The sequence below is a fragment of the Candidatus Hydrogenedentota bacterium genome, from assembly GCA_016791475.1.
In the GTDB taxonomy this organism is placed as follows: domain Bacteria; phylum Hydrogenedentota; class Hydrogenedentia; order Hydrogenedentales; family JAEUWI01; genus JAEUWI01.
The window spans coordinates 1-24,313 of record JAEUWI010000047.1 but is presented as its reverse complement, the minus strand read 5'-3'; the positions used below and the strand labels follow the sequence as shown (position 1 = coordinate 24,313).

Sequence of the window (24,313 nt, the reverse complement as noted above, 5' to 3'; positions counted from 1 at the left end):
GTCCTCTCGCTGTCCATTGTAAGCGGTCAATTGTCAACTGCCTGCGGGGCTCTGCTATACTGCCTCGTCTTGCTGGCACGGTCCTCAAGCCCGTCCCGCCATTCCGCCGGGTGCTGAGGGCCACCGTAACGTGATCGGGCGTTACGCCGGGGCCGCGCCGCATACGCCCTTCCCAACATTCGAAGTCTGGACTCAACCGGCGAGCCGCCCTGCCTGGGCAGTCCCGGCCATGGAAACAAAGGAGAACCCATGTCTTTTTCCATCGACACCAGCAACTACAAGCCGGTTGCCATTGACCCCTTCAAGAATGCGCCCCTGACGCCGGAACAGAAGGCCCAGCTCCTCGCCAACATCGAAATCGTGCGCGACACCATCGTGTTCTTCACGGCGGTGGCCGGCGTGCGCGGCTTCGGCGGCCACACCGGCGGCGCCTACAGCATCGTCCCGGAAGTGCTCATCGCCGACAGCTTCATGAAGGGCAGCGACCGCGTTTACCCGGCCTACTTCGATGAAGGCGGCCACCGCGTTGCCATCCAGTACGCCATGAGCGCCTTCAACGGCGAGATGCCCTTCGAGAAGCTCCTCCAGTATCGCGCGGCGGGCGAGGGCCTCTACGGCCACCCCGAAGTGGATCCCCACCTGGGCATCAAATTCGCCTCCGGTCGCCTGGGCCACATGTGGCCCTTCGTCAACGGCGTCGCCAAGGCCCACCCGAACGGCGTGGTCTTCATGTTTGGCTCCGACGGCTCCCAGATGGAAGGCAACGACGCCGAGGCCGCGCGCCTGGCCGTGGCCCAGCAGCTCAACGTGAAGCTCGCCGTCGACGACAACAACGTGACCATTTCCGGCCACCCAGCGGACTACCTTCCCGGCTATGACGTGGGCAAGACCCTCGCCGGCCACGGCCTCACGGTCGACACGGGCGACGGCGAAGACTTCGACGCGCTCTACGCCCGCATGCTCATGGCCGTGAACACCAGCGGCCCGGTCGCCCTCATCAACAAGCGCAAGATGGCCCCCGGCATCCCGGGCATCGAAGGCACCCACGCCGGCCACGACGTGATCGACAAGGCCTCCGCCATCAACTACCTGACCCTCAAGGGCCACACCGCGGCGATTGACTACCTCAACAACATCCCGAAGACCGCCACCAGCGTTTCCTATGTGGGCTCCACCAAGGAATCCGCCAGCAACCGCACGGAATTCGGCACCATCGTCAACGCCATCCTCGACACCATCCCCGCCGACGAGCGCGCCAGCAAAGTGCTCGTGGTCGACTCCGACCTCGAAGGCTCCACGGGCCTCAAGGGCATCCGCGTTGCCCATCCCAACGTCTGCATCAATGGCGGCGTCCAGGAGCGCGGCAACTTCTCCGCCGCCGCCGGCTTCGGCTCCCTCCCCGGCAAGCAGGGCATCTTCAGCACCTTCTCCGCCTTCCTGGAGATGATCATCTCCGAGGCCACCATGGCCCGCCTGAACAACGCCAACGTCATCTGCCACTTCTCCCACGCGGGCGTGGACGAAATCGCCGACAACACCTGCCACTACGGCATCAACGTGTGGCTCGCCCACAGCGGCATCCAGGAAGGCGACACCACCCGCCTCTACTTCGCCGCCGACGCCGGCCAGCTCAAGAGCCTCGTCAACACCATCTGGAACGACAACGGCATCCGCTACGTCTTCACCACCCGCAGCAAAGTCCCCTTCATCGCGAAGGAAGACGGCTCCAAGTTCTACGACGACAGCTACCAGTTCGTCGCGGGCAAAGATGAAGTCATCCGCGAAGGCAAAGCCGGCTACGTCGTCAGCTACGGCGAAATGCTCTACCGCGCCATAGACGCCGTCGACCGCGCCCGCGCCGAAGGCATCGACGTCGGCCTCATCAACAAGCCCACGCTCAACGTCATCGACGAAGACATGATGAAGAAAGTCGGTGGATCGCCCTTCGCCCTCGTGGTTGAAGCGCAAAACGCCAACAACGGCCTCGGCAGCCGCTACGGCACCTGGCTCCTCGAACGCGGCCTCGCCCCCAAACTCGGCGTCATGGCCGTCACCAAGCCCGGCGAAGGCGGCATCCCCGAACACATCGCCCACCAGGGCCTCGACCCCGACAGCATCCTGGCCAAGATCAAGACGCTGGCGAAGTAAGACAACAAGACAAGCACGTTAAAGCGCGGCCCCGGAGGATGCCTCCGGGGCCGCGTTTTGTTGTTGAGCCCCTCGGCGTATCGTCGGCCCGAGGGGCGCAGTCATTCCTGTCTGCGGCAAAGCCCGCCCAAGTCCTCCAACGGCACCACGCCGCATATACGAACTTCCCTTATGAAGGCGGGCCAAAGGGGGTTAGGCATTCCTGCCTGACAAAAAGCAAGCCCAAGTCCTCCAACGGCACCACGCCGCGTATACGAACTTCCCTTATGAAGGCGGGCCAAAGGGGGTTAGGCATTCCTGCCTGACACAAAGCAAGCCCAAGTCCTCCAACGGCACCACGCCGAATATACGAACTTCCCTCATGAAGGCGGGCCAAAGGGGGTTAGGCATTCCTGCCTGACACAAAGCACGCCCAAGTCCTCCAACGGCACCACGCCGCGTATACGAACTTCCCTTGTTAAGGCGGTCCAAAGGGGGTTAGGCATTCCTGCCTGACACAAAGCACGCGCTTGCCGCCGACAGGCCCTTCACCGTCCTTTCACGACCAACGACATGCGCAATAAAAAAAGTTATCTCCAGCCTCAAGCGGGCGTCCGGTCAGGCAGGAATGCCTAACCCCCGTTGGCGCTCGAATCGGAACCCGGCAAGGCTGGGAGCGTCGGAGATGCGCCGCGACGGACAGGCGTCTCCGCCTGCATTGCGCCTCCGGCGCGACGGGGGAAAACCGAAGGACGCCAAACCCTCTTCCGGCCTGAAAGGCCATCACAGCTTCCAGCCCTGGGCAACGCCCAGGGAATGGCACCCCCACTGCAGAGCCCTGTAAGGGCGACACAATAATGCGGCATCCACAATCCAGCAAGCTCTCGATAATCCTCCACTCAAAAGCCCCCAAAAGCGAGACCCAGCCTCAAAGAACTCTCCCCCGATTGCACATGTTAACACGAGTTCCCCCACCAAAATAATCCAGTAGACTTCATCCCGCCATTGCGCTATTATGCCCCTACAATCCGGGTGAGGTGTTCCGGGGGAATGGTGGCCACCCCAAAACAATGAGGGGACCACCGCCAAGAGCGTGGCGCTCCGATTCTGGCAGTAAAAATTCGGGGCCTCCTCTTCCATCCCCCTATGCCAAGAAGAATCCCCCAGCCCGCCCGCTACGGCACTGTCCGGTAGGGGTGATGCGGCACTTGGCGTGTATACTTTTCTAAAAGAACATGCCGTCAAGGCAATAGATCCGTCTCTAGAATTGAAGCGGACCTCAACAATTTTGGATTCTGTTCAATTGAATATTGGTATAGCCTGCGGAGTATATGACTCAGGGCTGAAGTGGTTTACAGATCTCCCGTTCGCGCATAGACTGGGATTCATTGGGAGTGGATTGTAGAGTTAAAGCAGTGGCTGAGTATCTAGGACTTCAATGGCAGTCGACTCACTGATGACCTAGAATCGGGTTTCGCGATCAGCGACTATGGTGCACAGAGAGGTTCAACTACAATGCGTATAGCGGCAACTGTTGTCTTCCTTCTTGGTCTCGTCACCGTATCCATACCTAACGGCTTTGCAGAGGACACTCAATCGATGAAAGAATTGTCGCCTTTAGTTCAACTTGCTGAAAATGAGTTTGGTTCGCTGGATTCTAACCATCCTTTTCGGAAACTCATCAGTAAGGTCGAGAAGAGCCAGATGGCGGTCTTTAGCAATCGGACCGGGGAACAGCTAAGCGCAACCTCTACTGACTCGAATTGGAGTACGAGCGACACACTATCAGCGAAACATTTGGAGTGGCTTCTTACCGACCCTGCTGCCATCAAACTGGTTACCCGTCATGGTGTGCAAGTTCAGGGAGCGCAAATTCAGGGGACATTAAATCTGGCCTTCTCAAACGTGCCTTTTCCAGTGGTAATTCTCTCATGCTCAATTCCAGAAGGAGTAGATTTAACAAGCGCGGACCTGAGAATAGTAGCGCTTTCCGGGTCGCATGTCGGCCCGATACCCGGAACAAATCTCTCATTAAAGGTAGTAGGCACTACCATTCGAGACAGTCTTCAACTGAATCGAGGCTTCGCCGCAAAAGGTGAGGTCTGTCTTGGCGCGTCAAGAATTGGTGGTGACCTAATGTGCGATGGATCCGTATTCTGTAACCCTGCCGGCTTCGCCCTTAATGCAGACCGGGCTAATATTGCGGGAGCCGCTTTTCTGAATGGCGTCAACGCCGATGGTGAAGTTCGCTTTGTAGGTGCGTATATAGGAAACAGGCTGGAGGCAATTCGATCAACATTCAGGTTTTCGGGAGAGCACCCTCCAAGCGACAATAACGCAAAGCTCGATCAGAACAAATCACCCGAGGTAGACACCATAGCAGACGGAAAAGCGAACCTAAATTTGGATGGCGTCAGTTTGGGCAGTGATCTTGTATGCACTGGAACAGCACTAAGCAACCGCAACAAGGAAGCTTTGAAAGCGGTTCAGGCGACTATCAAAGGTAGCGTATTCTTAGACAGTGGCTTTGCTGCAAACGGTTCCGTAGACTTTGCTACTGCGGAAATCGGCGGCTCGTTGCGCTGCACCGGCGCTTCATTGACGAACGCCAACGGTAAGGCGTTAAGCGCTCCTGGGGCAAGGATTCAGGGTCTTGTACTCCTGAACGCTGGCTTTACCGCGGACGGCGAAGTCCAGTTGGTAAGGACAGTAATGGGCAATTTCCTCAATTGCGCTGGGGCAACTTTGAAAAACAGTGAGGGTAGAGCGCTTGATGCGGAGGGGGCAACAATCGGATCGAGTTTGCTTTTCGATGGAATAGTTGCAGACGGGGAAGTAAGGCTCCTCGGTACGAAAGTCGGTGGCAATCTCTACTGTGATGGAGCCAGCTTCAAAACTGAAAAAGAGAATGCGATTGTTGCCGACAACTTGGAGGTAGCGGGAAGTGTATTCTTCAAGGAGAACTTCCTTTCAGAGGGATCAATTCGCTTACATGGTGCGGCTATCGGAGGGAATTTGGAATGCAGCTCGGCAACAATGAGCAGCAAGAATGGTAAGGCACTCAACGCAGAGCGCGCGGATATAAAAGGGGCCTTCACGATTAAGAACCGTTCGCTTGTTGATGGCGCAATAATCCTTTCAAACGTAGAAGTGGGGTCCAATATCGAATGCATGGACTCTACGCTTCGCAATCCCGGCGGTTTCGCTCTGGTGGTTGAAGGCTCAACAGTTTCCGGTTCTGTTTTCTTTCGGAAGGGATTTAGGGCCGAAGGTGAGGTCAGGTTCTTCGGGGCTACTATTGATGGGAATTTCGAGTGCCTCGGTTCTGCGCTTGAAAATTCTGCTGGCTTTTCGCTCCTCGCAGAATCCGCCACGGTGGCCGGAAATTTGGTTCTCAGCAAAGGCTTTACCGCGAAAGGACAGGTTCGACTTCGGAATGCGCGGATAGGTGGAAAAGTTGATTGTAGTGGAGCTCACATTGATGCTCCGAATGGTTGCGCGATCGACGGGGACAGGTTGTACGCAGGCGACACAGTATTTCTAAACAATGGATTCACATGTAATGGGGAGATCCGTCTGAACCATGCCGAGATTGGGGCGAATCTGGAGTTCGGAAGTGCTGCGCTAAATAACTCCGGGAGTCGTGCATTGAGTGCCAATGGGGTCGTAGTGAAAGGTTGGGTGTTCCTAAATAAGGGGTTTCAGGCCAAAGGAGAGGTCGCTCTAAACGGAACAAAAATTGATGGCAGCCTAGCTTGCCCTGGGGCTATGCTAAGTAATCCAGGAGGCACCGCCCTTGCAGCAGATAGCGCAACAATCGGAGGAGCCTTATTCTTAATCGATGGATTTCATGCCGAGGGTGAAGTCCGATTTCTCGCGGCGAATATAGCGGTAAATGTTGAGTGCGGCGGAGCAATTCTCGACAACCCATCAGGGCATGCATTGAACGTCGGAGGGGCGAATATTGGTAGAGAGGTTCTGTTGATCGGCGGATTTTCATCGAAAGGACAAGTGGACTTGAACGCAGCAACGGTTGGCGGCGATGTGAAAATATCGCAAGCCGATCTGAGCAACCCTCATGGGAGAGCTCTCAGTGCCGAAATGACTACAATTGACGGGTCCATGGTTGTTGGGAAAGATGCCTCGTTCCAAGGCCACGTAAGTCTACTCGCCTCGGTAGTAAGAAAGCACTTCATATTTTCCGTGGGCAGGAGTGGAGATCGCAATGATTTCAGCTTGGACCTTCAACATATGTCCATCGGAACATTGAGTGACGATATGGAAAGCTGGGCCGTTTGCAGCAAGTATGACCTCGGAGAATTCTCTTATGATAGAATTGCAAGCAGCTCTCCACGAGATGTCGCAAGCAGGCTACATTGGCTCAAAGGAGGACAGCTCAACGGGAGCTTTCAACCGGGCCCATATACACAGCTTGCAGAGGTCCTGGAGAAAACAGGGCAGGCTTCAGAGGCACGTGAAGTCCGAATTGAGCGAGAGCGAGAACAAAGTCGGCAACCTTCATCGTGGTACAGAAAGGTTTGGGACAGTTTCCTTTATCGCGCTATCGCCTATGGCTATAAACCTTGGAATTCCGTGGGGTGGTCTTTGTTGGTATGTGCGATTGGACTTTTAATATTCTCATTTGGACACCAAAAGGGGAGAATGGTGCCAAGTGACCCTCAAGCGTTTGAGGACTCTTTGAAGAGCGGGTCTCCGCGATATTATCCCCGATACAATTCGCTCGTCTATTCTATCGACCTCTTCCTGCCCATTATTGACCTCCAGCAGAGCACATACTGGATACCTGCAAGTGGCAATCTTCCACCTTGGCAGTGGAAGTGGCTGTTGGAATGGAAATGGCCGGGTGTGAGGAATTGGGCTTCGATATGGTGGACTGAATGGCAGGGGCTTTGGCTTTGGCAGCGGTTTCAGATTACTGCCGGGTGGGTCTTAACCACGCTTCTTGTTGCGTCATTTACTGGACTTTTAAAGACGTGACAAGCGGTTCCTAAGAGGAAAGTGCTTCCAGTTCATTAGATACATGTATCCATAAGGGCTTGAAAGTCCCTGCGGCTTTTCTGGAAACTAGAGTCCTACCCTTCGCTGGTACGCCAGACGACCTATAAATACTCGCCGAAGAGACTCTTCGAATCGGGCGAAATGACCTGTATGAGATAAGACACGCTCCTGCGCCGCCCTTACAGGGCTGAAATTTGCGGGGCGAAATTTCCCTGGGCGTTGCCCAGGGCTGGAGGCTGCGCTGGCCCTTCGGGCCGAAAGGCGTTATCGTGAGGGTGCAGTGGCGCACGCACGCCGTTTCGGGCATGTCCATTTTCTATGGCCGAAAGATAATGACCTTAGGAACATTCGTAATCAATACTGGCCAAACACGTCGCGGATCGTTTGGTTAACTTTTGACTACAATTTGATGGTCTCGACTACAAAAAAGTTGAGCACATGAGCCAAGGGCAAGGGGCTTAAAGAAATGCCAAGACTCAGTCGAAAAAACAACGAATCCCTTTTCGAAGAAATTCTCACCCTCGTCACCGTCCTTCCGTGGTGGGGCGGACCGCTTGTCGCCGCGTTGGTATACGTCTTCCTGGCCATGATCGTACCGGCGATCTTTATGGCAAATGCGACTGATTCCCCGGTAACTTCGCTCCCCTTTGGTGTTTTCTCCAAGGTCTCGGTCAGTGTTGCGCCGTTGGCCGCGGGGATAATCCTGCTCGTGGGTGCGGCCTCCCCGCTGAAGCGCTGGGCTACCGGCCGCGCCCTCGACACCCAGACCGGCGCGGAGAGTTTGCGGGAGTTGACTTGGCTGGAGTTTGAGCGCTTGCTGGCGGAAGCCTTTCGTCGGGAGGGTTATAGGGTGGAACCGGGCGGGGGTAGTGCGCCGGATGGCGGCGTGGATCTTCGCTTGTTTCGGGAGGGCCGGTTGATTCTGGTCCAGTGCAAGCATTGGAAGGTGTGGAAGGTGGGCGTGAAGATTGTGCGGGAGCTTCGGGGTGTGATGTCGAGCGAGGGCGCGGATGGCGGCATCGTGGTGACGTCGGGCAAGTTCAGCGGGGATGCGGTGGATTTCGCGCGGGCGAGCGGCATCCGGCTGGTGGACGGCGAGGAGCTACTGCTGATGATTCGCGCGGTGCAGCGCAGGCCCCAAGCGACGATGGCGACGGCATCAGCAAGTCCGGTAGCCCCGGTGGTTACGCCGGTGGCTGCGCCCGACACGCTTACGCCCGCGTGCCCGAAGTGTGGCGGGGTGATGGTCATCCGCACGGCGCGCCAGGGGGCGAATGCGGGCGGCCGGTTCTGGGGTTGTTCGGGCTATCCGCGTTGCCGGGGTATTGTGAATGTGGTGGCGCAGGTGGGAACGGACGTGAGGTAGCGGCGCTGTCCCTCCACGCACGCTTGTAAACCCCCGGTGAAATCCTCCATCATGGCGGCTCAACCCAAACCCTATGGAGCATGTCGCCATGTCCTCTTCTTCCCTTACCCGCCGATCCGCCCTTGGCGCCCTGGCCGCCGCGCCCACGGGCTTGCTCCTGGGCGCGTCCGCCGTTGCGGAAGACGCGCCTCAGCCCCTGAAGGGCAACCTGAAGCATTCGGTGTGCAAGTGGTGCTACAAGGACATGACGCTGGACGAGCTTGCGGTCCAGGCGAAGGCGATGGGCATTCTGGGCATCGATCTGCTGGGCGCGGAGGATTGGCCCACCATTCAGAAGCACGGTCTCACGTGCCCCATGGCGGCGGGTCCGGGCAGCATCAAGGAGGGGTGGAACAACCCGGCCCTGCACGATGATCTGGTGAAGAAATCGGAGGAGATGCTGCCGGCCATCGCGGCGGCGGGTCTGCCCAACATGATCGTGTTTTCCGGCAACCGAAACGGCCTTCCGGACGCGGAGGGCATCAAGAACTGCGCGGCGGGCCTCAAGCGCATCACGCCGCTGGCGGAGCAACTCGGTGTGACCATTTGCATGGAGCTGCTCAACAGCAAGGTGAACCACAAGGACTACCAGTGCGACAAGACGGCCTGGGGTGTGGCCCTGGTGAATGAGGTGGGTTCGGAGCGCTTCAAGCTGCTCTACGACATCTACCACATGCAAATCATGGAGGGGGACATCATCGCCACGATCCAGAGCAACATCCAGCATATCGGCCACTTCCACACGGGCGGCGTGCCCGGTCGTGCGGAGATTGATGAATCGCAGGAACTGAACTATACCCGGATCTGCCAGGCCATCGTGGAAACGGGCTACAGGGGCTTCATTGCCCAGGAGTTCATCCCGAAGAACGACCCCGTGACCTCCCTGCGCCATGCCGTCCAGATTTGCGACGCGTAGAGTCTACTCGAACTTGCTCGTGGCGTCGCGCAATTTCGCAACCGTCGCGTTGGCCTGCTCCAGGCGCTCGCTGAGCACGTGAATCACGTTGAGCAGCAGCTTCGCCGCCACGCCCTTGTCCAGGATTTGGTTAATCTGGCGCTCGTCCAGTGTGAAGAGTTTCACGTCGCTCTTGGCGGCCGCCGTGGCCGAGCGGGGCTTGCGGTTGAGCACGGCCATCTCGCCGAAGGCGTCGCCCACGTCGCAGATGGCGATCTGGCGCTTCTTATTGTAGATGGATACTTTCCCGCTCAGGACGATAAAGAGGTTGCTGCCGAGCATCCCCTCGTGGAAGACGGTCTGGCCTTCGCGAAAGTGGACGATGGTGCCGCTCTTGAGGATGAACTCGACCTCGCTGGGCTGAAGTCCGTTGAATATACGGATCTTCTTGGCATACATCTGATACTGTTCCTGGGTTCCCATGGATTTGTTCCTCGTTGCTGCAGACTGGCCACCCCGTATCCCTTGCCCGGCACCCCTTCGTTATAGCAGGACGGCATGGGAATAGCCAACTAAAAAGCAGTGTCTTCCCCGTGGAGGAGCCGGGCCAGCGCGTCCACGGATTCCACGATGTGGTCGGGCTTTCCCGATTCCAGCCGCGCCCGATCATGCCAGCCCCAGGTGACAGCCACGGTCACCGCATGGGCCGCGTGCCCCTCGATCATGTCGCCCCGAGTATCGCCGATGTACCAGGGCGTCGCGCCTCGGTGGGCCCGGTGGATCCGCCGGATCTTTTTCACCTTGCTGGCCTCCTGGTCTGAACCGACCACGCCGCTCAGTCCGGCGATGCCGTGGCGCGCCAGGAATTCCTCCGTGGCCGAGGTGACATTGGATGTGACCACGTAGACCGGGAATCGGGCGGTGAGGCGGTTGACCAGTTCGGGCATGCCGGGAAAAGGGAGCACCTGGCGATTCAACTCGGAGACTCGGGGCGCCAGGGTCTTGCCGAGGCGCCGGAGCTTGAGGATGGGCACGCCGGCCTGGATCAGGCCTTTGATGGCGTTGGTATCGAAGACATCCAGAAAGGCCTCCAGCGTGGTCGGACCTTCAAAGCCCAGATCGCGACAGCTCTCCACGAACACGGGAAAGTACGCCGCGAGGGAATCGGCGATGACGCCGTCGAAATCAAAGAGTATTACGCGTGAGGGCATTCGGGCAGTATAGCAGGCGACCGGTCGGATTCTCGTATTCGCCGGGGCAAAAGAAGAAACGCCACGACAATGGGACTCGTCATGGCGCACTCTTGGAGGAATTGTGTCCTGCGACAATAACTTCAGGTGCTGGGACAAACACCGTGGTCATTTGGACTGTCGCATTCCACGTTTGGGTGACTTCCGTGTCTTACTCGTCGCCTCAACATCCTTGTTTCGGCCTCGTGCTTTATCTATCGGCAGCCGTGACCGATCCTTTAGCCCGGGCCGTTCCACTTTTGCACCATGCCTGTTTACTTGCTAGAATAGCCAACCCTCTGGAAGGATACAGCCATGCGCACACTTATTTTCGGGGCCAAGGGCCAGTTGGGACGCGACCTCATTTCCGTGTTTCAACGGGAATGTGAAGTCGTCGGCCATGATTTGCCCGAGGTGGACATCGCCGACGAAGTGGCGCTCCAGCCCATCGTGGAAGCCTTCGGGCCCGACCTCCTCGTCAATGCCGCCGCCTATACCAATGTGGACGGCGCGGAAGACGACGTGGCCACCGCTTTCCTGGCCAATGAGACGGGTGCGCGCAACGTGGCCGAACTCGCGGCCTACCACCAGATCCCCGTGGTGTATATCAGTACGGACTACGTCTTCGATGGCACCAAGGGAACGCCCTACCTGCCTTCGGATCCCATGGCGCCCCTGGGTGTTTATGGCAAGACCAAGGCCGCCGGAGAGCACGCCACCATCGTGGCCAATCCGCGCCACTTCATCCTGCGCACCGCCTGGCTCTATGGCCCCGGCGGCAACAACTTCGTGGAGAAGGTCCTCCGTGCGGCGGAGACCCGCCCCGAGCTCAGCGTGGTGGACGACGAATTCGGGTCGCCCACCCACACCCTGGATCTGGCGGAGGCCGTCCTCGCCCTGGCGAAGACCCAGAACTACGGTACCTACCACGCCGTGAACACGGGCGCCTGCAACCGCCTGGAATTTGCCCGGGCCTTCCTGGAAATGGCCGGGGTCACCATCCCCGTGCGCCCCTGCAAGGCCGCCGACTACCCCTCGAAGGCCGCACGGCCCGCCTACTCTGTCCTCGATACGGCCGACCTCACCGCGGCCTCCAACTATGTCATGCGCCCCTGGCGCGAAGCCCTGGCCCACTACATGGAACGAAGGAATCACCATTCATGAAACGCATTATGGTCACCGGCGGCGCCGGATTCATCGGCTCCGCTTTTGTCCGCTGGCAGCTCGCGAATTACCCCGATGTCCACGTCGTCAACGTGGACAAGCTCACCTATGCGGGCAATCTGGAGAACGTGGCCGGGGTAGACCCCGCGCGCCACACCTTCATCCAGGGCGACATCGCCGATAAAGACGCGATGCTGAAGGCGATGGAAGGTTGCGACGCGGTGGTGAATTTCGCCGCCGAGACCCACGTGGACCGAAGCATCCTCGGTGCGGCGGAATTCCTCCGCACCAATGTGGATGGCGTGTGGAACCTGGCCGAATGCGCCAAGCAGCTCGGCACCGCCCGGGTCGTCTTCGTCTCCACCGACGAAGTCTATGGCAGCATCCCCGAGGGCTCCTTCAAGGAAAGCGACCCCGTCACCCCGCGCAACCCCTACAGCGCGGCCAAGGCCGGCGGCGAACTCATCGGCATGTCCTACTTCCACACCTTCGACGTGCCCGTCATCATCACCCGCGGCTCCAACACCTACGGTCCCCACCAGTACCCTGAAAAGGTCCTGCCCCTCTTCACCACCAACGCCATCGACCGCCAGTCCCTCCCCCTTTACAAAGGCGGCGAGCACAACGTCCGCGACTGGCTCTACGTCGACGATCACGCGTCCGGCATCGACTGCGCCCTGCGCAACGGTCAGCCCGGCGAAATCTACAATGTCGCCGGTGGCAACGAGCGCGAGAACATCGAGCTCACCCGCAAGATTCTCGAACTCACCGACCGCGACGAATCCCTCATTCAGTGGGTCCCCGATCGCCCCGGCCACGACCGCCGCTACTCCATCGACGCAAGCAAGCTCAAGGCCCTCGGCTGGCAGCCCGCCATGCCCTGGGAAGACGGCATGGCCACGACCGTAAAGTGGTACCAGGAAAACGAAGGCTGGTGGCGCAAGATCAAGTCCGGCGAGTTCAAGGAATACTACGCGCGCCAGTATGCGGCGCTGAAGGGCGCATAAATTCGAACCTGAAGTTGAGCAGACTCACACGCCAGGATCGGGCACCCCGATCCTGGCGTTATTCTTTTGGAATTGGAAAAGGGACTTCTGCGATTGGGGCATTACGGCATCAAATCGAGGCCCCGGTCTCGTTTCTACACCAACACGTGAATGCCATCGAATGTACTCTACGATACGTTCCCCGCGTAAACGCGTGTTTAATCAACATCTTACGCGCAACGTCCATTTCTGGCACGGAATCGGCTTCGTTTGCTCAAGCGCCGGTGGACGGCGTGAGGAGAGAGCAGGCCCCATGCAGGGGCGGAGGATAGTGCCATGATTACGTTGAACGATCTGACCAACGAAACCGAAGTGAACGTTCAGGAAGCTGCCGATGTGAAGGGTGGCCCGGCCTACATGAAACTGGGCGATATCAAGGGCGAAGCTACCGACTCACGTTACAGTGCGGTCGCGTTCGTGGGCGGATGGGGCAGCTCCATGTATCAATATTAATAACACCCAGGTAGTGTTGTGTTCCCCTTGCGGGAGAGCGCATAATATTTCCGGCGTGTTGCAAGTGATTCACCGGCCCGCGCCGGGCTCCAGATCGAAGGCGCCGATGGCCACAAAGTCGGGATCCAGATCCATGCCGCTGCGCGTGTGTTCGCGGCGGATTGTCTGCGTGCGACCATCGTTCAGGGTGTAGGTCGTTTCCATCCGCGCGCTCACCGGCACCGACTTGCCGTTGATCTTCTCCACCGCCACGTTGTCCATCGTGAAGTGTGTGCGCCGCACCGGCGCGCCGTCCACGGTCATTTTGCCCAGCTTCGGCAGATCCTTGTACTGGTCGCCATTGTTCTTCACCACTTCGGCTTTGCGCAGGGTCGCGTCGTCGCTCTCATCGAGCCACAGCGTGTAAAGACCGTGCTTCGACGTCGCCTCAACCACCACGCACGGTGTGTCGCCCACCACTTCGGTTTCCGGACGCACCTTTACGCTCTTCGCTTCGCGCAGCACCTGGGGCAGGGGTTGCAGGTCGCCCGCAAGGTAACCATCCAGCGCTTCGCCGCCATGGAGCAGGTCCAGCGCAAAGGCGCGGGCTTCATGCTCCGCCGCAGGCTTGGCCACGGGCACCGAATCCGATTCTTCACCCGTGCGAAGCGCCACCCGGGCCGTGGGCGTCAGCACCAGTCGCTCGTATTGCATCGCGGCATCGGCGGCGAGCGTCGGCGCGACCCCTGCGCTCACATCCAGTTTTTTGCCGTCGCGACAATAGCGCTGGACGTAATTCTGGGGCTGGGCGGCCACATCGGAGCCAAGCGGGGTGACATTTTCCGTAGTATTGGCCGTAAAGAAAATTTTCGGGACGTTGTAGGCATTTTCCAGGGCCGAAATGATGGACTCGGGCTGGGGCGGACCCGCGAGGGCGGGCAGGGCGGCGGTGGCCGATAAGGCGATGATTGCCAGTGACTTACGCAACATTGGATCTTCTCCTTTGTAGTTGATTTGCCGCGCACGGCCACAATATGTGGTAGGCACGGCTTCACTGCACCGTAGGAGTAGAATGCCCTGGGAGTCGAAAAGGTTCCCTGAACGGGGACTGTCCTGCACGGAAGGCCTCCAGAACAGATCAAGGGATCGGTGGTACCAATCACCGCCGGACCAGGGGAACGCGCCCATGCGTGCGGGACCGTCTCCCGTTTTGAGAGCGCGGGACGGACCGGTTACATCTGCGTGGCGTAATACATACCACCCAGGGCGAGGGCTGCGAAAAGCACGGCGAAAGTGATCTTGATCCAGCTCCAGGGACGTTCGCCCTGAACCTCGCCGGTGCGTCCGTTCACGAGGAAGCGGTAGATATTGTTGTGGTAGCGGTAGGCACTGATCCAGATGGGCAGGAGGATGTGCTTGAAGGTGATGCGGCTGTATTGCGTGGACACCTGATGGATCAACTGCACGTCACCGCCAATATCGTGGCGGATGGTGTCGCGGATGACGGGGTCCATCCGGTACTTGGCATACTCGAAGCCCGACTCCAGCGTGACGTGGTAGCTCTCGGCCTTGAAGCCACTGAGGTACTCGTCCTGGTAGGGCGAAATATTGGACAGGTCCCAGGGCTCCAGGGCGTCGGTCTTTTCCTTGGGCAGGGAGTCGCTCGCGAGGACGAGTACATCGTCGAAGCCGTTGCGCACGCGGCCACTGGCGGGATACCAGCGCGTCTTCTGCACCATGCGGGTCTGGGTCTGGTTGCGGCCGTTGACATTGACCGTATAGGTCTCGGTTTCCCAGTAGTGCTCGCCGCGCTGACCGGTGTACTGCGTGTCAGCCTGGCAGTCGAAGGTCCAGTAGGGCATGTATACACCCTGAAGGCGCTCCACCTGCTTTGCACGTTGCTTCAGCGCGTTGGGGGCAAACCAGAGGCTGTGGATCCAGTCGCGGAAGGCCGTCTGGGCGTCTTCCCGGCGAATTTTGAACGAGAGTAGTCCCCGAGGTTTGAATACGCGCTTTGCTACGGCCGCCTGCACGATGGGCGTGCCGCAGAAGGGACACTCGTCGGCCGCCACATTCGCCCCCAGCGTGGAAGAGGCGCCGCAGGAGCCGCACTTGACCTCCATGCGCTCTTCCATATCCTCCGTAACGGCGAGGTTTTCCAGCGCGGCGTGGTAGTCCTGCTCTTCCACGGCAACGTCGAGCGCGGCGATAGGATTCTCATGGCCGCAGTACGGGCAGGTCAACTGATTGGCGCCGGGGTTGAATTCCAGCGAGGCGCCGCACTGGCCGCATTCAAACTGCTTGTCGAGCTTTACCATGCTGAGGTTTCTCCCCGCGATTGCAGATTCTTCCGAGAACAGCAAGGGTATCAAAATTGAACTCGGGGTACCAGCGCGAATGGAACCGCGCAACAAACAAGGTTGTGGGTGACGGGGTTCTAAATTCGCGAAGCACACGGCGCGCGAATCCGATCACCCTGGGCCGTGCCACGCGATTTGGCAACGCCGATTCGTGTGCCAGTCACCAAGTAAGTGCGGCCCATGAACGACTACGGATCCGCACGGCGGGATTCCGATCCGGTACCGCTCTTCCAGCCGACACCTTCTGGACGCCACAAGAGAATCGAGCCGCTCTTTCATACTCTTGATTGCGGCATCGGGCCTTGGTCTCACTGAGCACACGAATCGGCGTTACCGAATCGCGTGGCACGACTTGGAGTCCCGAGGATTGCCGGAAATCTTCTTCGCAATCCGGAGTCCAGCGCCACCCGCGACTTCTACGCCCGGGCGACGGGTCGCTTCGCACCGCCCCGGGGTGCGGAGAGTTTGATCACCAGCAGCTCCAGCGCGAGCATCTGATCGGTGCCCGTGCTGCGGATGGCCAGGTGGGTTTCGGTGCACAATGCGAATGCCCGCTTGAGCTTTTCAAGCCCGAGCTTATTGGCCAGGGGCATCACCTTCTGGGCTTGAAAATTACTCTTGATGGTCGCCTGTGTCTGCGGCATGGCGCGATAGGCGCTGTCGAGGAGCCAGTTGATCAGGCCCATGATTTCGTCGGGCGACTTGCCCATATCTTCCAGTTGAAACAGCGTGCTCAGGGCCTTGTCGGGGTTCGACGCCGCGATCGCGTCGGTCAGCGCCCAGACCGTCTCCTCGGCCACATCGGCACAGGCGGCGACCACATCGTCCTGGGTCACTTTCGGCGCCTCGCCCACGTAAGTGGTGACGAGGTTGATGGCGTTGTTGATGTCGCCCAGGCGGCTGCCGCCCCGGTGGATCAGTTCGTTGATGGCGCCGCCGTCGATATCCTTGCCGCGGTTCTGGACTTCGGCGCGGATCCACATGGTCAGGGCGCGATCATCGAGTTGGGGGCACTCCACGATGGCCCCGCCCTTCTGGCAGGCCTTGTAGAGCTTCTTGCGCTTGTCCACCGTTTCCGCGATGAGGATGAGAAGCGTGGTTTCCGAGGGGGACTCGATATATTCAATCAAGGGCAGAAGGGGGGAGCCCTTTTCGCCGGACATGGCGTTGTAGCGCGCGGCGTTGCGCACGATGAGCACGCGCCGCTCCACCAGGAAAGGCAGCGTCTGGGCCTCCAGCACGATCTCGCCCGGCTTGCTTTCGTCGGCGTGGTACACGCCCAGGCACATGTCGCGCATGCCCGGATCCACGTGGGTGGCGATAATCCGCTCCACGGCGCGCTCCGCCAGGGCCGGTTCCCAGGGCTCCTTGCCAAAGGCCGCGGCGCCCGGCGCAAACAGGAGCACGGGCGGCAGAGGCTTCTTCCCGATTTGTTCAAGCAGTTCGTTGGCGTGCATGGGGCGAAGGCCTGTGGGCGGCGACGTTGCGCCGACAATGTTGCAGGGACATCAGGGACGACAGGGACGGCAGGTTAAGAGGTTCTGCAGTCTCTGCCGTCCCTGATGTCCCTGTGAATTCAAGTCAGGTGCGCGGGTCCGGATATTCTCAGGATTCCGGCCAGGGCTCGACGGTGCGGTAGAAAATGTCCGATGCCAACTGCTCCAGCGCTTCGGCGGCGGCCCGGTTTTCCTCGTCGGTGGCGAAAGAGCGGACGGGCGGAAGGAAGACCTCCGCATTGCCCCGGAGCCGATCGGAAGACTGGCCCGCCGCGCGGGTGTAGTAGCTGGTCTCGCCGGCCATGAGTTTCTCTTCCCACAGCACCTCGCCCTTCTGAACATCGGTCAAGCGCACACCCGCCGTGATTACGAGAAGGTACTGGGTCACTTCGTCGTTCTGATCGAAGGTAAGACCCTTGAGCTGGTAGTTGAGAATCACGCCCTCCAGCAGCAGATCCGCCTGATCGGGCGCCACCACGTCGAGTCGGCTGTCGTTGATAAACTTGCGGGTCACGGCGTTGGTCAGGGGCGCCTGGAGATCGTACTCCCGCGTCTTGTCATAAAAGGGCGACACGGCGATGGTTTGATATTGGGGGTCCAGCGAGCTTTGGGTGGTATAGCCACAGCCCGCGAGAATCGCGCCAACCACCAGGGTCATCGCGGTACGTGTAATCCACCTGCTCATTGAAGCGTTACCGTGGCGGCGGCGGGACTGCCGATGTGTTCCACGCCCTGGTGGGCCTCCAGCCAGGCGGAGGCCGTCTGGGCCGCTTCGCTGTCCGGATACTTGTCCACCACCACTTCATAGTAGATCTTCGCCGAGCCGAACTTGCGGCGCTTCTCGTAGAACTTCGCTGTCAGCAGTTGCTGCTGGGCGATGCGCTCCTGCATCTCCGCCTGTTTCACGCGCAGGTCGGGCAGGCGCTCATCGTCGGGGTAGCGGCTGGCGAAACTCTCCACCGCGTCGATGGTGAGCTGGCTCGGGGTCTGGTCATAGTCCGCCGGCAGGGACATGTCGTAGTAGCACATGGCCAGACCATAGCTCGCCTCGTCCACCCAGTCGGAACCGGCGTAGTCTTCGATCACGCGGCGGTAGTCGAAGGCCGCTTCAAGATAGTTTTCCGTGGTATAGCGGCACAGGCCAATCTGGTACTGGGCCCGAGCGGCTTCCGAGGTGAAGGGCTGGTTTTCCACCACCATGGAGTAGACCTCCACCGCGCGCTTCAGCGGGCGCTTCTTCCACAGGGTCCACTTCTCGTCCATTTTCCTCTGGCCGCGCTCGAAATATAAATCGCCGATCTCGTATTGCTTGGCGATGGCTTCGTCGTAGTGATCCGTTTCCGGATAGGTGGCGATCAGCGTCTGAAACTCCTTCGCCCCTTCCAGCCACTTGCCCTGGGCCACGCGGATCTCGCCCCGGAGGAACTGGTTGTCGTCCCGGAACTCGCTGTCCTCGTAGAACTGGGTGAACTTGCGGGTCTCGCGCCAGGCGTTGTCGTATTTTCCCTCCAGCAGGAGGCTGCGGGCATACTCCAACTGGAGCTGGGGCGTTTCCTTCGGCAGGCGCTTCAAGTTGACCCAGCGGCCCGTCTGGGGCGTCCAGGTCCACTGGGCAAAAGCGTCCAGGCTGCCAAGGCTGAGGACCAACAAGCCCATGAGGGCAATGCGCTTACGCAAATCCATCCAAGTATTCTCCAGTCAATCCGGGCGGCCCGCGCACCGAATGACACTTGTATTTCACGGCCAACCCGCAGCGTCCGAATGGTCCCGCCGCATGTATCCCATGGTAATCTGGCTTTGATACTAACAGGAGCCCCTGGGAGAAGGCAAATACGGGGAATAATCGGGCGGTTGCCACTTCCCGGATCATGGGATATACTGTAACGACGATGAATGTGGAATTCGAGGACGATGACTTGGATCGCCTGGAAGTGGATCCGGAATTCGACGCGGGGCTCTCACCCGGCGTCGTCAGAGCCTTTCGAAAATGCCTGAACATGATTCGAAATGCCCCCGACGAACGGATCTTCCGGTTGAGCAAGGGGTTGCACTTTGAAAAACTTAAGGGCAACCGCGAGGGTCAGCATTCCATGCGACTCAACAGCCAGTTTCGACTGATCCTCCGGCTCGAAGGCTCCCTGGAGCAAAAAGTCGTTGTCGTAATGGCCATCGAGGACTATCACTAATGCGAGCACAAGAGACAGGCGTGGCGAGGCGAATCCCCGCCGAGGCTTTTCCGCCGGGAGAGTATCTCCAAGATGAGCTTGACGCCCGAGGGCTGTCCCTGGCCGAATTCGCCGTCGCGATAGGCCGCGATCCAGAGAACCTGAACCGCCTCCTCCACGGCAAGGCGCAGCTTACCGCGGACATCGCACTTCAACTCGAAGAGACCCTCGGCTTGGACGCACACTACTGGCTGAATCTCGAATCCACCTACCGCCTGGCGAGAAGCCGTGAACGGCGATTCGCTCAGCGCAAGGGCGCTTAGACCGCGAAACGGCCAATAGGTCCATTTCCCGCCCGGTTGCTATCGGCCCGGCCAACGCGCTACGATCATGCCCGTGGTCGTCAGGCCGCTACACAACCCACTTAGACCGCCTTCCCCGTGCCATCCCTCATTTCCAGCGCTGGTGCGGGTTGTCGTTTCATACAACCCCAGGCATTTCGTTTGAGCAAAGCACCCAAAAAAGAAGCGGGCAGCAAGCCCGAGGCCGCCGATCCCCATGATCTGGAGAAGGACGGCCCCATCATCATCGAGGGCATCGAGGACGAAATTCCCGATGAAGTCCTGCGCCTGGAGCTGGAAAAGTTCGAGGGGCCCTTCGAGGTGCTCCTGTACCTGATTAAGTCCCAGGAAATCGATATCTTCGACATCCCCATCGTCAAGGTAACGGAGCAGTACCTCCGCTTCCTGGAAATGATGACCTACGACAACCTGGACGCGGCGGGCGATTTCCTGGTGATGGCCGCCACCCTGATCCAGATCAAATCGAAGATGATCCTTCCCGTCGACGTGGTGGAGGAGGAAGAGGAAGAGATCGAGGAGGACGATCCGCGCCTCGAGCTGGTCGAAAAGCTGCTGGAGTACCGGAAGTACCGTGATCTGTCCCTGGCCCTCGCGCGCCGCGGTGAAATCGCCGAAGACTACTTCCCCCGCTCCGCCAAGCCCAAGGTGGAGGCCGATCCCGACGAGGACGACGGTCTGCTGGACATCACCCTCTACGACCTCATGAAAGCCATCCGCGCGATCCTCCGCTACGTGTCCGCCAAGCCCTTCCACGAAGTGGAACTGGAAGGCGCTTCCGTGGATGAAAAAATCGCCTATATCCAGGAGTTGCTCCAGGATCGGGAGAGCCTGTCCTGGGCCGACCTGAAGGCGGACAATACCCAGAAGGTCCATCTCGTGTGCTGCCTCCTGGCCATCCTGGAACTGTGTCGCATGCGCCGCATCCGCTGCCACCAGCACAGTACCTATGGCGAAATCCGCCTCTTCGCGCGCGAGCGCACCGACGCGGATTATGGCGAGGACTCCTACGACGAGGAGCAGGAAGCAAGAGCCGGGGCCGATGTGGTGGAGGCGTGAGCCCAAGCCCCTCGGCCGGCGGGGGGAAGACGCCGCCGCGCGCTTCCTGAAGAAGCAGGGCTACCGCATCCTGGAGCGCAACCGCTTCCTGGGCAAGTACGAAATCGACATCATCGCCCGCGAGGGCGACACCATTGCTTTCGTGGAGGTTCGAACACGCAAAGTGCTGGACGATTTTCCCCCGGAGGATTCCGTCGGCCCGCGCAAGCAACAGCACATCCGAAGCGCGGCCCAGCGCTACATCGACCAGGCCGACGACCCCACAGTCTACTACCGCTTCGACATCGTCAGCGTGATCATGCCCGACCAGGGCGCACCCACAATCACCCTCTTCCGCGATGCCTTCGGCGGCTGAAAAACGGACCGGACCAGCAGCGCGGGGTGGTGGGGAAGTGCAACCGGGGGCTTTCCCCGCATCTCCAACGCAAGTTGCATCCCCTTCGCGCCACCACGTAAGGTGGCGCGCATGCCCGCTGATCAAGTAGAAACTTCGCCCCGCATGTCCCGCGTCGCGCCTTTCGCGCCCCTCGCGATCGCGGGTTTCTTTCTCGCCGTGGCCCTGTTTCACGGGCTGCGCACCACCCGCGACTTGCAGTGGCACCCCGGCAACGACGCCTATCGCGATATCGCCCTCGCCCAAATCATCCTCGACGGCGACTATCCGGCCGACTACCTCTACGCGGACGAATGGCTGTGGTACAACCCCCTCACCGGCGCACTCATCGCGGCGGGAGCCTGGGCCGCGGATGTGCCGCCGCCCCTGGCCAACGTGCGTATGGCCCCCTGGCTCAATCTCATCGTACCCATCGCGTTCTTTGTTCTGGTCTGGTATCTCACCGACGCGTGGATCGCGCTGCTCGCTCTGGTGTCATTCCTGTTCCTTCTGCCGCAGGACAGGCCCAGTTTCGTTTCGGCCGGCTATTCCCCCTGGCTCCTCGCGCCCCACCTTTCCCAGGCGCTTTTCTACGCCACCCTCCTCGCCTGGGTCGTTCACCTGCGCAGCGCGTCCCTGCGCTCCGCCCTCGCGGCGGGATGCCTCCTCGGACTCACCTTTCTGGGCCACACCGCGCCCGCCGTGCTCCTCGGCGCGATTATGGTCATCACTGCGACCTTGTCCACGCTGCGGGAAGCGCGCGCGGGACAGCGCTCTTCCGCGCTGGCGCGCTCAACCCGCCTCGGCGTCGCATTGGTTGTCGCTTTCGTTGTCAGTCTTCCCTTCACCATCTCGATTCTCTATCGATACCACCTTCACGTCGTCAATCCCAGGCCCACCGAATGGGTTTGGGAAGGCGCCGCGCTGGAAAACCTGCCGAGCATTCTTACAGACCTGATCAGCTTCAAGAGCGCCTTCATGGTCGTCGGCCTGATCGCGATCTTCTTCCGCGCGCTACCACGTTTCGTCAAGGAGGTTGTCCCGACATGGCTCGCCGTCGCTTCCGCCTTTCTGCTGTACAGCCTGCTCGCCCAGTGGGCCGCGCGGCACGGCATGACGCTGCCCCAGATCAATCCAGGCTACCACTACGTGCTCTACCTCATCGCGATAGGGCACCTTCTCTTTGCGCTGGGACTCGTCTGGATCGTGGAACGCATTCTGACAGGTTCGCTCTCGGGCGAGCGCAAGAAAATGATGTCGTTGGTCCGCGTGCTCGGCGTCGTCGCGCTTGCCGCCGTCTTGTTCGCAACGAACTACAGAGACTTTCGCGTGTGGCACGGCTTCACCCGGGATCACGGCGTGGCCCTGCGTCGCCTGGATCAGTTGGACAGTTTCGCGCCTTACTACTGGATCGTGGAGAACACCAAACCCGGCGCCGTGTTCCTCAGCAATGATCGGCCTGGGCTCTACTGCGTGGCCGCCGCGGGCAGACGCGTGGTTGCGAATGACCCCTACTTTTCCAGCCTCTATGTACCTTATGCCCCACGGGCGGAGGCCCGGGAGCTCTTGTGGACCGCACTGCGGGAAAAAGATGAAAAGACCTTCAAAGAAGCGGCGAAGGCCTGGCGCGTGGCCTATGTGCTCGCGGAAGGGGAACAACGGGACTGGGCGGCCCAATCCGAATTCAGCGATCTGGAGGAGGTCTTCGCGTCAACGCAGTTCACGATCTACCGCCTGCCCGTGTGGGCGCACTAATGTCGTCGCCGCCGTCCCTGGAACCCTGGCCACGGCCCCAACAGTTTCAGATAGATCTGCCCCACCACGACCACATACACCACCGCCAGCGGCAGCGACCAGTCCATACCCCACACGACCCGAGCATTCCCCCGATCCACGCCATCCAGCCCATAGAAGAAGTACATGTTCAGGTTCGTAAGCACCGCGAAGGCAACCGCTACTGAAAGCCATTTCCTCTCCCGCCAGGCCAGGTAGCCGGCCACCAGCATCGTGGGCACGAGGTGATTCTCGTGGGCGCCTTTGTTGAAGAGAAAATAGGACAGATAACCCGCGAGCATGAAACGCCACAAGTTTTCCGGCGTCGAAGGCGCGCGCCATTGTCGCCAGAGGGCCAGCGCGAAGGTCGAATAGAAAAGCACCTTCAACAGGCCCAGCACCCGCGTGTCCTGTGTGCGAATCACGTCGATGTAGCCGTTTTGCAGCGGGCCGTAGCTATCCGGCCAGACGACGTGCATGGCCCAGGTGAGGAGCCAGCCCAGGTTCATGGCGTAGCCGCTGAGGGTGTCGTGGGCCGCGCCCCGCGCGAGGGAGAGCATGGAACCGCGCCCGAGCAGGAGCAGCACGACGGCCAGCAGCAACACGGCGGGAAGGTACGGCATCGCGCGTCTTGCGATGGCGCGGATCTCCATCGGCGACTGGAAAAGCCCACGCAGAAAATGCAGCCCAACAAAGGGGACGAAGACCAGGAATTGCCATTTGATCAACACCGCGATGAGCAACAGGAAGGCCGCGCGCCCCGGCTTTTCTTCGGTGCTGGCGTGCATGCCCAGGAGCCAGAAGGGCACGCAGTAGATGTCGAAATAGCCATAGACCACGCCATTCAGCAGGAATGCCGCGACGAAAGCCACGGCGAGCCAGGGGCTTCGCGTCACGTGGCGCACGGCCAGCGCACTGGCCACCAGCGCCAGCCACAGACTCAAATCAAAGCTCGTGAGTCCCCACGCGGGCCACACGTGGTCGGGCAGTCCAATCCAGGCGGAAGCATTGTGCGCGAGGACCAGCAGCAGCATGCCCAGCGGCGGCTGGAGAATGTGTCCTTCGCCGGTGGTGAAGCCCTGCACGAAGCCCAGCCGATTCAGATTATCGACCCACATCTTCCACACGTTGACATCCGCGGTGCCGGGCAAGGCGGCGAGGAGCAGCGCCAAGAGCAAAAGCGATGCAAGGACGATCAGGGATGTACGGCTGTAGGACAAGGCTCAACCTCTGTTTGTCAAAGCGAATAGGGAAGAGGAGGAGCAACCATAGTACCGCAAGCGCATCTTCTTCCGTGAAATCCCGTGCCCTTCCGTGGTCAAAAATGAATCGTGACCAGTAGAGTAGGGTGGGGCCGTAGCCCCACCCCCTCGTCAAACCGGACGTGCAGATTTCCCGCATCCGGCTTTCC

General features: G+C 59.9%; 20 protein-coding genes. 12 read left to right on the top strand and 8 right to left on the bottom strand.

Features of this window, described 5'->3' with window-relative positions; translation table 11 throughout:
* Positions 1-249: 249 nt before the first annotated feature.
* The 4 genes from JNK74_21270 to JNK74_21255 all read left to right on the top strand — a co-directional run bounded on the left by JNK74_21270 (position 250) and on the right by JNK74_21255 (position 9,467).
* A complete protein-coding gene (locus JNK74_21270) occupies positions 250-2,148 on the top strand; it encodes a transketolase (protein ID MBL7648715.1) in 1,899 nt (632 codons plus the stop codon).
* 1,494 nt (positions 2,149-3,642) lie between these two features.
* Entirely contained in the window at positions 3,643-7,125 is a 3,483-nt protein-coding gene (locus JNK74_21265; GenBank protein ID MBL7648714.1) for a hypothetical protein, read from the top strand.
* Between the two features lie 487 nt (positions 7,126-7,612).
* Positions 7,613-8,512 (top strand): restriction endonuclease, encoded by a 900-nt coding sequence (locus JNK74_21260; protein ID MBL7648713.1) that lies wholly within the window; start codon positions 7,613-7,615, stop codon positions 8,510-8,512.
* Between the two features lie 88 nt (positions 8,513-8,600).
* On the top strand, positions 8,601-9,467 hold the full coding sequence (locus tag JNK74_21255) for a TIM barrel protein (GenBank protein ID MBL7648712.1): 867 nt from the start codon (positions 8,601-8,603) through the stop codon (positions 9,465-9,467).
* A gap of 3 nt (positions 9,468-9,470) precedes the next feature.
* Here the strand turns inward: JNK74_21255 and JNK74_21250 are convergent, their stop codons facing one another.
* A complete protein-coding gene (locus JNK74_21250) occupies positions 9,471-9,929 on the bottom strand; it encodes a cyclic nucleotide-binding domain-containing protein (protein ID MBL7648711.1) in 459 nt (152 codons plus the stop codon).
* 89 nt (positions 9,930-10,018) lie between these two features.
* Complete coding sequence (locus JNK74_21245; GenBank protein MBL7648710.1) at positions 10,019-10,657, bottom strand: HAD family hydrolase; 639 nt, start codon at positions 10,655-10,657, stop codon at positions 10,019-10,021.
* Positions 10,658-10,990: 333 nt separating this feature from the next.
* On the opposite strand from JNK74_21245, the gene rfbD reads away from it, so the two are divergent.
* The 3 genes from rfbD (at position 10,991) to JNK74_21230 (ending at position 13,338) form a co-directional block, all read left to right on the top strand.
* A complete protein-coding gene (rfbD, locus tag JNK74_21240; GenBank protein ID MBL7648709.1) occupies positions 10,991-11,839 on the top strand; it encodes a dTDP-4-dehydrorhamnose reductase in 849 nt (282 codons plus the stop codon).
* On the top strand, positions 11,836-12,846 hold the full coding sequence (gene rfbB, locus JNK74_21235) for a dTDP-glucose 4,6-dehydratase (protein MBL7648708.1): 1,011 nt from the start codon (positions 11,836-11,838) through the stop codon (positions 12,844-12,846). Before rfbD ends, rfbB begins: the two co-directional genes overlap by 4 nt.
* Positions 12,847-13,161: 315 nt before the next feature.
* A complete protein-coding gene (locus tag JNK74_21230; protein ID MBL7648707.1) occupies positions 13,162-13,338 on the top strand; it encodes a hypothetical protein in 177 nt (58 codons plus the stop codon).
* 69 nt (positions 13,339-13,407) lie between these two features.
* On the opposite strand, the gene JNK74_21225 is transcribed toward JNK74_21230, so the two are convergent.
* From JNK74_21225 to bamD, 5 genes are all read right to left on the bottom strand, one after another.
* A complete protein-coding gene (locus JNK74_21225) occupies positions 13,408-14,307 on the bottom strand; it encodes a hypothetical protein (protein MBL7648706.1) in 900 nt (299 codons plus the stop codon).
* Positions 14,308-14,549: 242 nt separating this feature from the next.
* Positions 14,550-15,635, bottom strand: a complete 1,086-nt coding sequence (locus JNK74_21220; GenBank protein MBL7648705.1) for a hypothetical protein — start codon at positions 15,633-15,635, stop codon at positions 14,550-14,552.
* A 458-nt stretch (positions 15,636-16,093) separates the two neighbouring features.
* Positions 16,094-17,134, bottom strand: coding sequence for a DNA polymerase III subunit delta (gene holA, locus JNK74_21215; protein MBL7648704.1), 1,041 nt, complete (start codon positions 17,132-17,134; stop codon positions 16,094-16,096).
* 148 nt (positions 17,135-17,282) lie between these two features.
* Positions 17,283-17,858: an LptE family protein gene (locus tag JNK74_21210; GenBank protein ID MBL7648703.1), complete on the bottom strand. Its 576-nt coding sequence runs from the start codon at positions 17,856-17,858 to the stop codon at positions 17,283-17,285.
* Entirely contained in the window at positions 17,855-18,856 is a 1,002-nt protein-coding gene (gene bamD / locus JNK74_21205) for an outer membrane protein assembly factor BamD (protein ID MBL7648702.1), read from the bottom strand. Before bamD ends, JNK74_21210 begins: the two co-directional genes overlap by 4 nt.
* 206 nt (positions 18,857-19,062) lie before the next feature.
* Between bamD and JNK74_21200 the strand changes: the two genes are divergently transcribed.
* The 5 genes from JNK74_21200 (at position 19,063) to JNK74_21180 (ending at position 22,884) form a co-directional block, all read left to right on the top strand.
* Complete coding sequence (locus JNK74_21200; GenBank protein MBL7648701.1) at positions 19,063-19,359, top strand: type II toxin-antitoxin system RelE/ParE family toxin; 297 nt, start codon at positions 19,063-19,065, stop codon at positions 19,357-19,359.
* A gap of 20 nt (positions 19,360-19,379) precedes the next feature.
* Positions 19,380-19,661 (top strand): HigA family addiction module antidote protein, encoded by a 282-nt coding sequence (locus JNK74_21195; protein MBL7648700.1) that lies wholly within the window; start codon positions 19,380-19,382, stop codon positions 19,659-19,661.
* Between the two features lie 180 nt (positions 19,662-19,841).
* Entirely contained in the window at positions 19,842-20,756 is a 915-nt protein-coding gene (locus JNK74_21190; protein MBL7648699.1) for a segregation/condensation protein A, read from the top strand.
* Complete coding sequence (locus JNK74_21185) at positions 20,647-21,111, top strand: YraN family protein (protein MBL7648698.1); 465 nt, start codon at positions 20,647-20,649, stop codon at positions 21,109-21,111. Before JNK74_21190 ends, JNK74_21185 begins: the two co-directional genes overlap by 110 nt.
* Positions 21,112-21,222: 111 nt before the next feature.
* Positions 21,223-22,884 (top strand): hypothetical protein, encoded by a 1,662-nt coding sequence (locus JNK74_21180; GenBank protein ID MBL7648697.1) that lies wholly within the window; start codon positions 21,223-21,225, stop codon positions 22,882-22,884.
* On the opposite strand, the gene JNK74_21175 is transcribed toward JNK74_21180, so the two are convergent.
* Positions 22,881-24,122 (bottom strand): hypothetical protein, encoded by a 1,242-nt coding sequence (locus tag JNK74_21175; GenBank protein ID MBL7648696.1) that lies wholly within the window; start codon positions 24,120-24,122, stop codon positions 22,881-22,883. The two genes, JNK74_21180 and JNK74_21175, sit on opposite strands and share 4 nt — an antisense overlap.
* Positions 24,123-24,313 lie beyond the last annotated feature (191 nt).

Coding starts and splice junctions, on each gene's coding strand:
- rfbB (MBL7648708.1), top strand. CDS start 11,836: ATGAAACGCATTATGGTCACCGGCGGCGCCGGATTCATCGGCTCCGCT.
- JNK74_21225 (MBL7648706.1), bottom strand. CDS start 14,307: ATGTTGCGTAAGTCACTGGCAATCATCGCCTTATCGGCCACCGCCGCC.
- JNK74_21265 (MBL7648714.1), top strand. CDS start 3,643: ATGCGTATAGCGGCAACTGTTGTCTTCCTTCTTGGTCTCGTCACCGTA.
- JNK74_21255 (MBL7648712.1), top strand. CDS start 8,601: ATGTCCTCTTCTTCCCTTACCCGCCGATCCGCCCTTGGCGCCCTGGCC.
- JNK74_21180 (MBL7648697.1), top strand. CDS start 21,223: ATGCCCGCTGATCAAGTAGAAACTTCGCCCCGCATGTCCCGCGTCGCG.
- JNK74_21230 (MBL7648707.1), top strand. CDS start 13,162: ATGATTACGTTGAACGATCTGACCAACGAAACCGAAGTGAACGTTCAG.
- JNK74_21250 (MBL7648711.1), bottom strand. CDS start 9,929: ATGGGAACCCAGGAACAGTATCAGATGTATGCCAAGAAGATCCGTATA.
- JNK74_21245 (MBL7648710.1), bottom strand. CDS start 10,657: ATGCCCTCACGCGTAATACTCTTTGATTTCGACGGCGTCATCGCCGAT.
- JNK74_21270 (MBL7648715.1), top strand. CDS start 250: ATGTCTTTTTCCATCGACACCAGCAACTACAAGCCGGTTGCCATTGAC.
- bamD (MBL7648702.1), bottom strand. CDS start 18,856: ATGGATTTGCGTAAGCGCATTGCCCTCATGGGCTTGTTGGTCCTCAGC.
- JNK74_21220 (MBL7648705.1), bottom strand. CDS start 15,635: ATGGTAAAGCTCGACAAGCAGTTTGAATGCGGCCAGTGCGGCGCCTCG.
- JNK74_21200 (MBL7648701.1), top strand. CDS start 19,063: ATGAATGTGGAATTCGAGGACGATGACTTGGATCGCCTGGAAGTGGAT.
- JNK74_21210 (MBL7648703.1), bottom strand. CDS start 17,858: ATGAGCAGGTGGATTACACGTACCGCGATGACCCTGGTGGTTGGCGCG.
- holA (MBL7648704.1), bottom strand. CDS start 17,134: ATGCACGCCAACGAACTGCTTGAACAAATCGGGAAGAAGCCTCTGCCG.
- rfbD (MBL7648709.1), top strand. CDS start 10,991: ATGCGCACACTTATTTTCGGGGCCAAGGGCCAGTTGGGACGCGACCTC.
- JNK74_21185 (MBL7648698.1), top strand. CDS start 20,647: ATGGCGAAATCCGCCTCTTCGCGCGCGAGCGCACCGACGCGGATTATG.
- JNK74_21260 (MBL7648713.1), top strand. CDS start 7,613: ATGCCAAGACTCAGTCGAAAAAACAACGAATCCCTTTTCGAAGAAATT.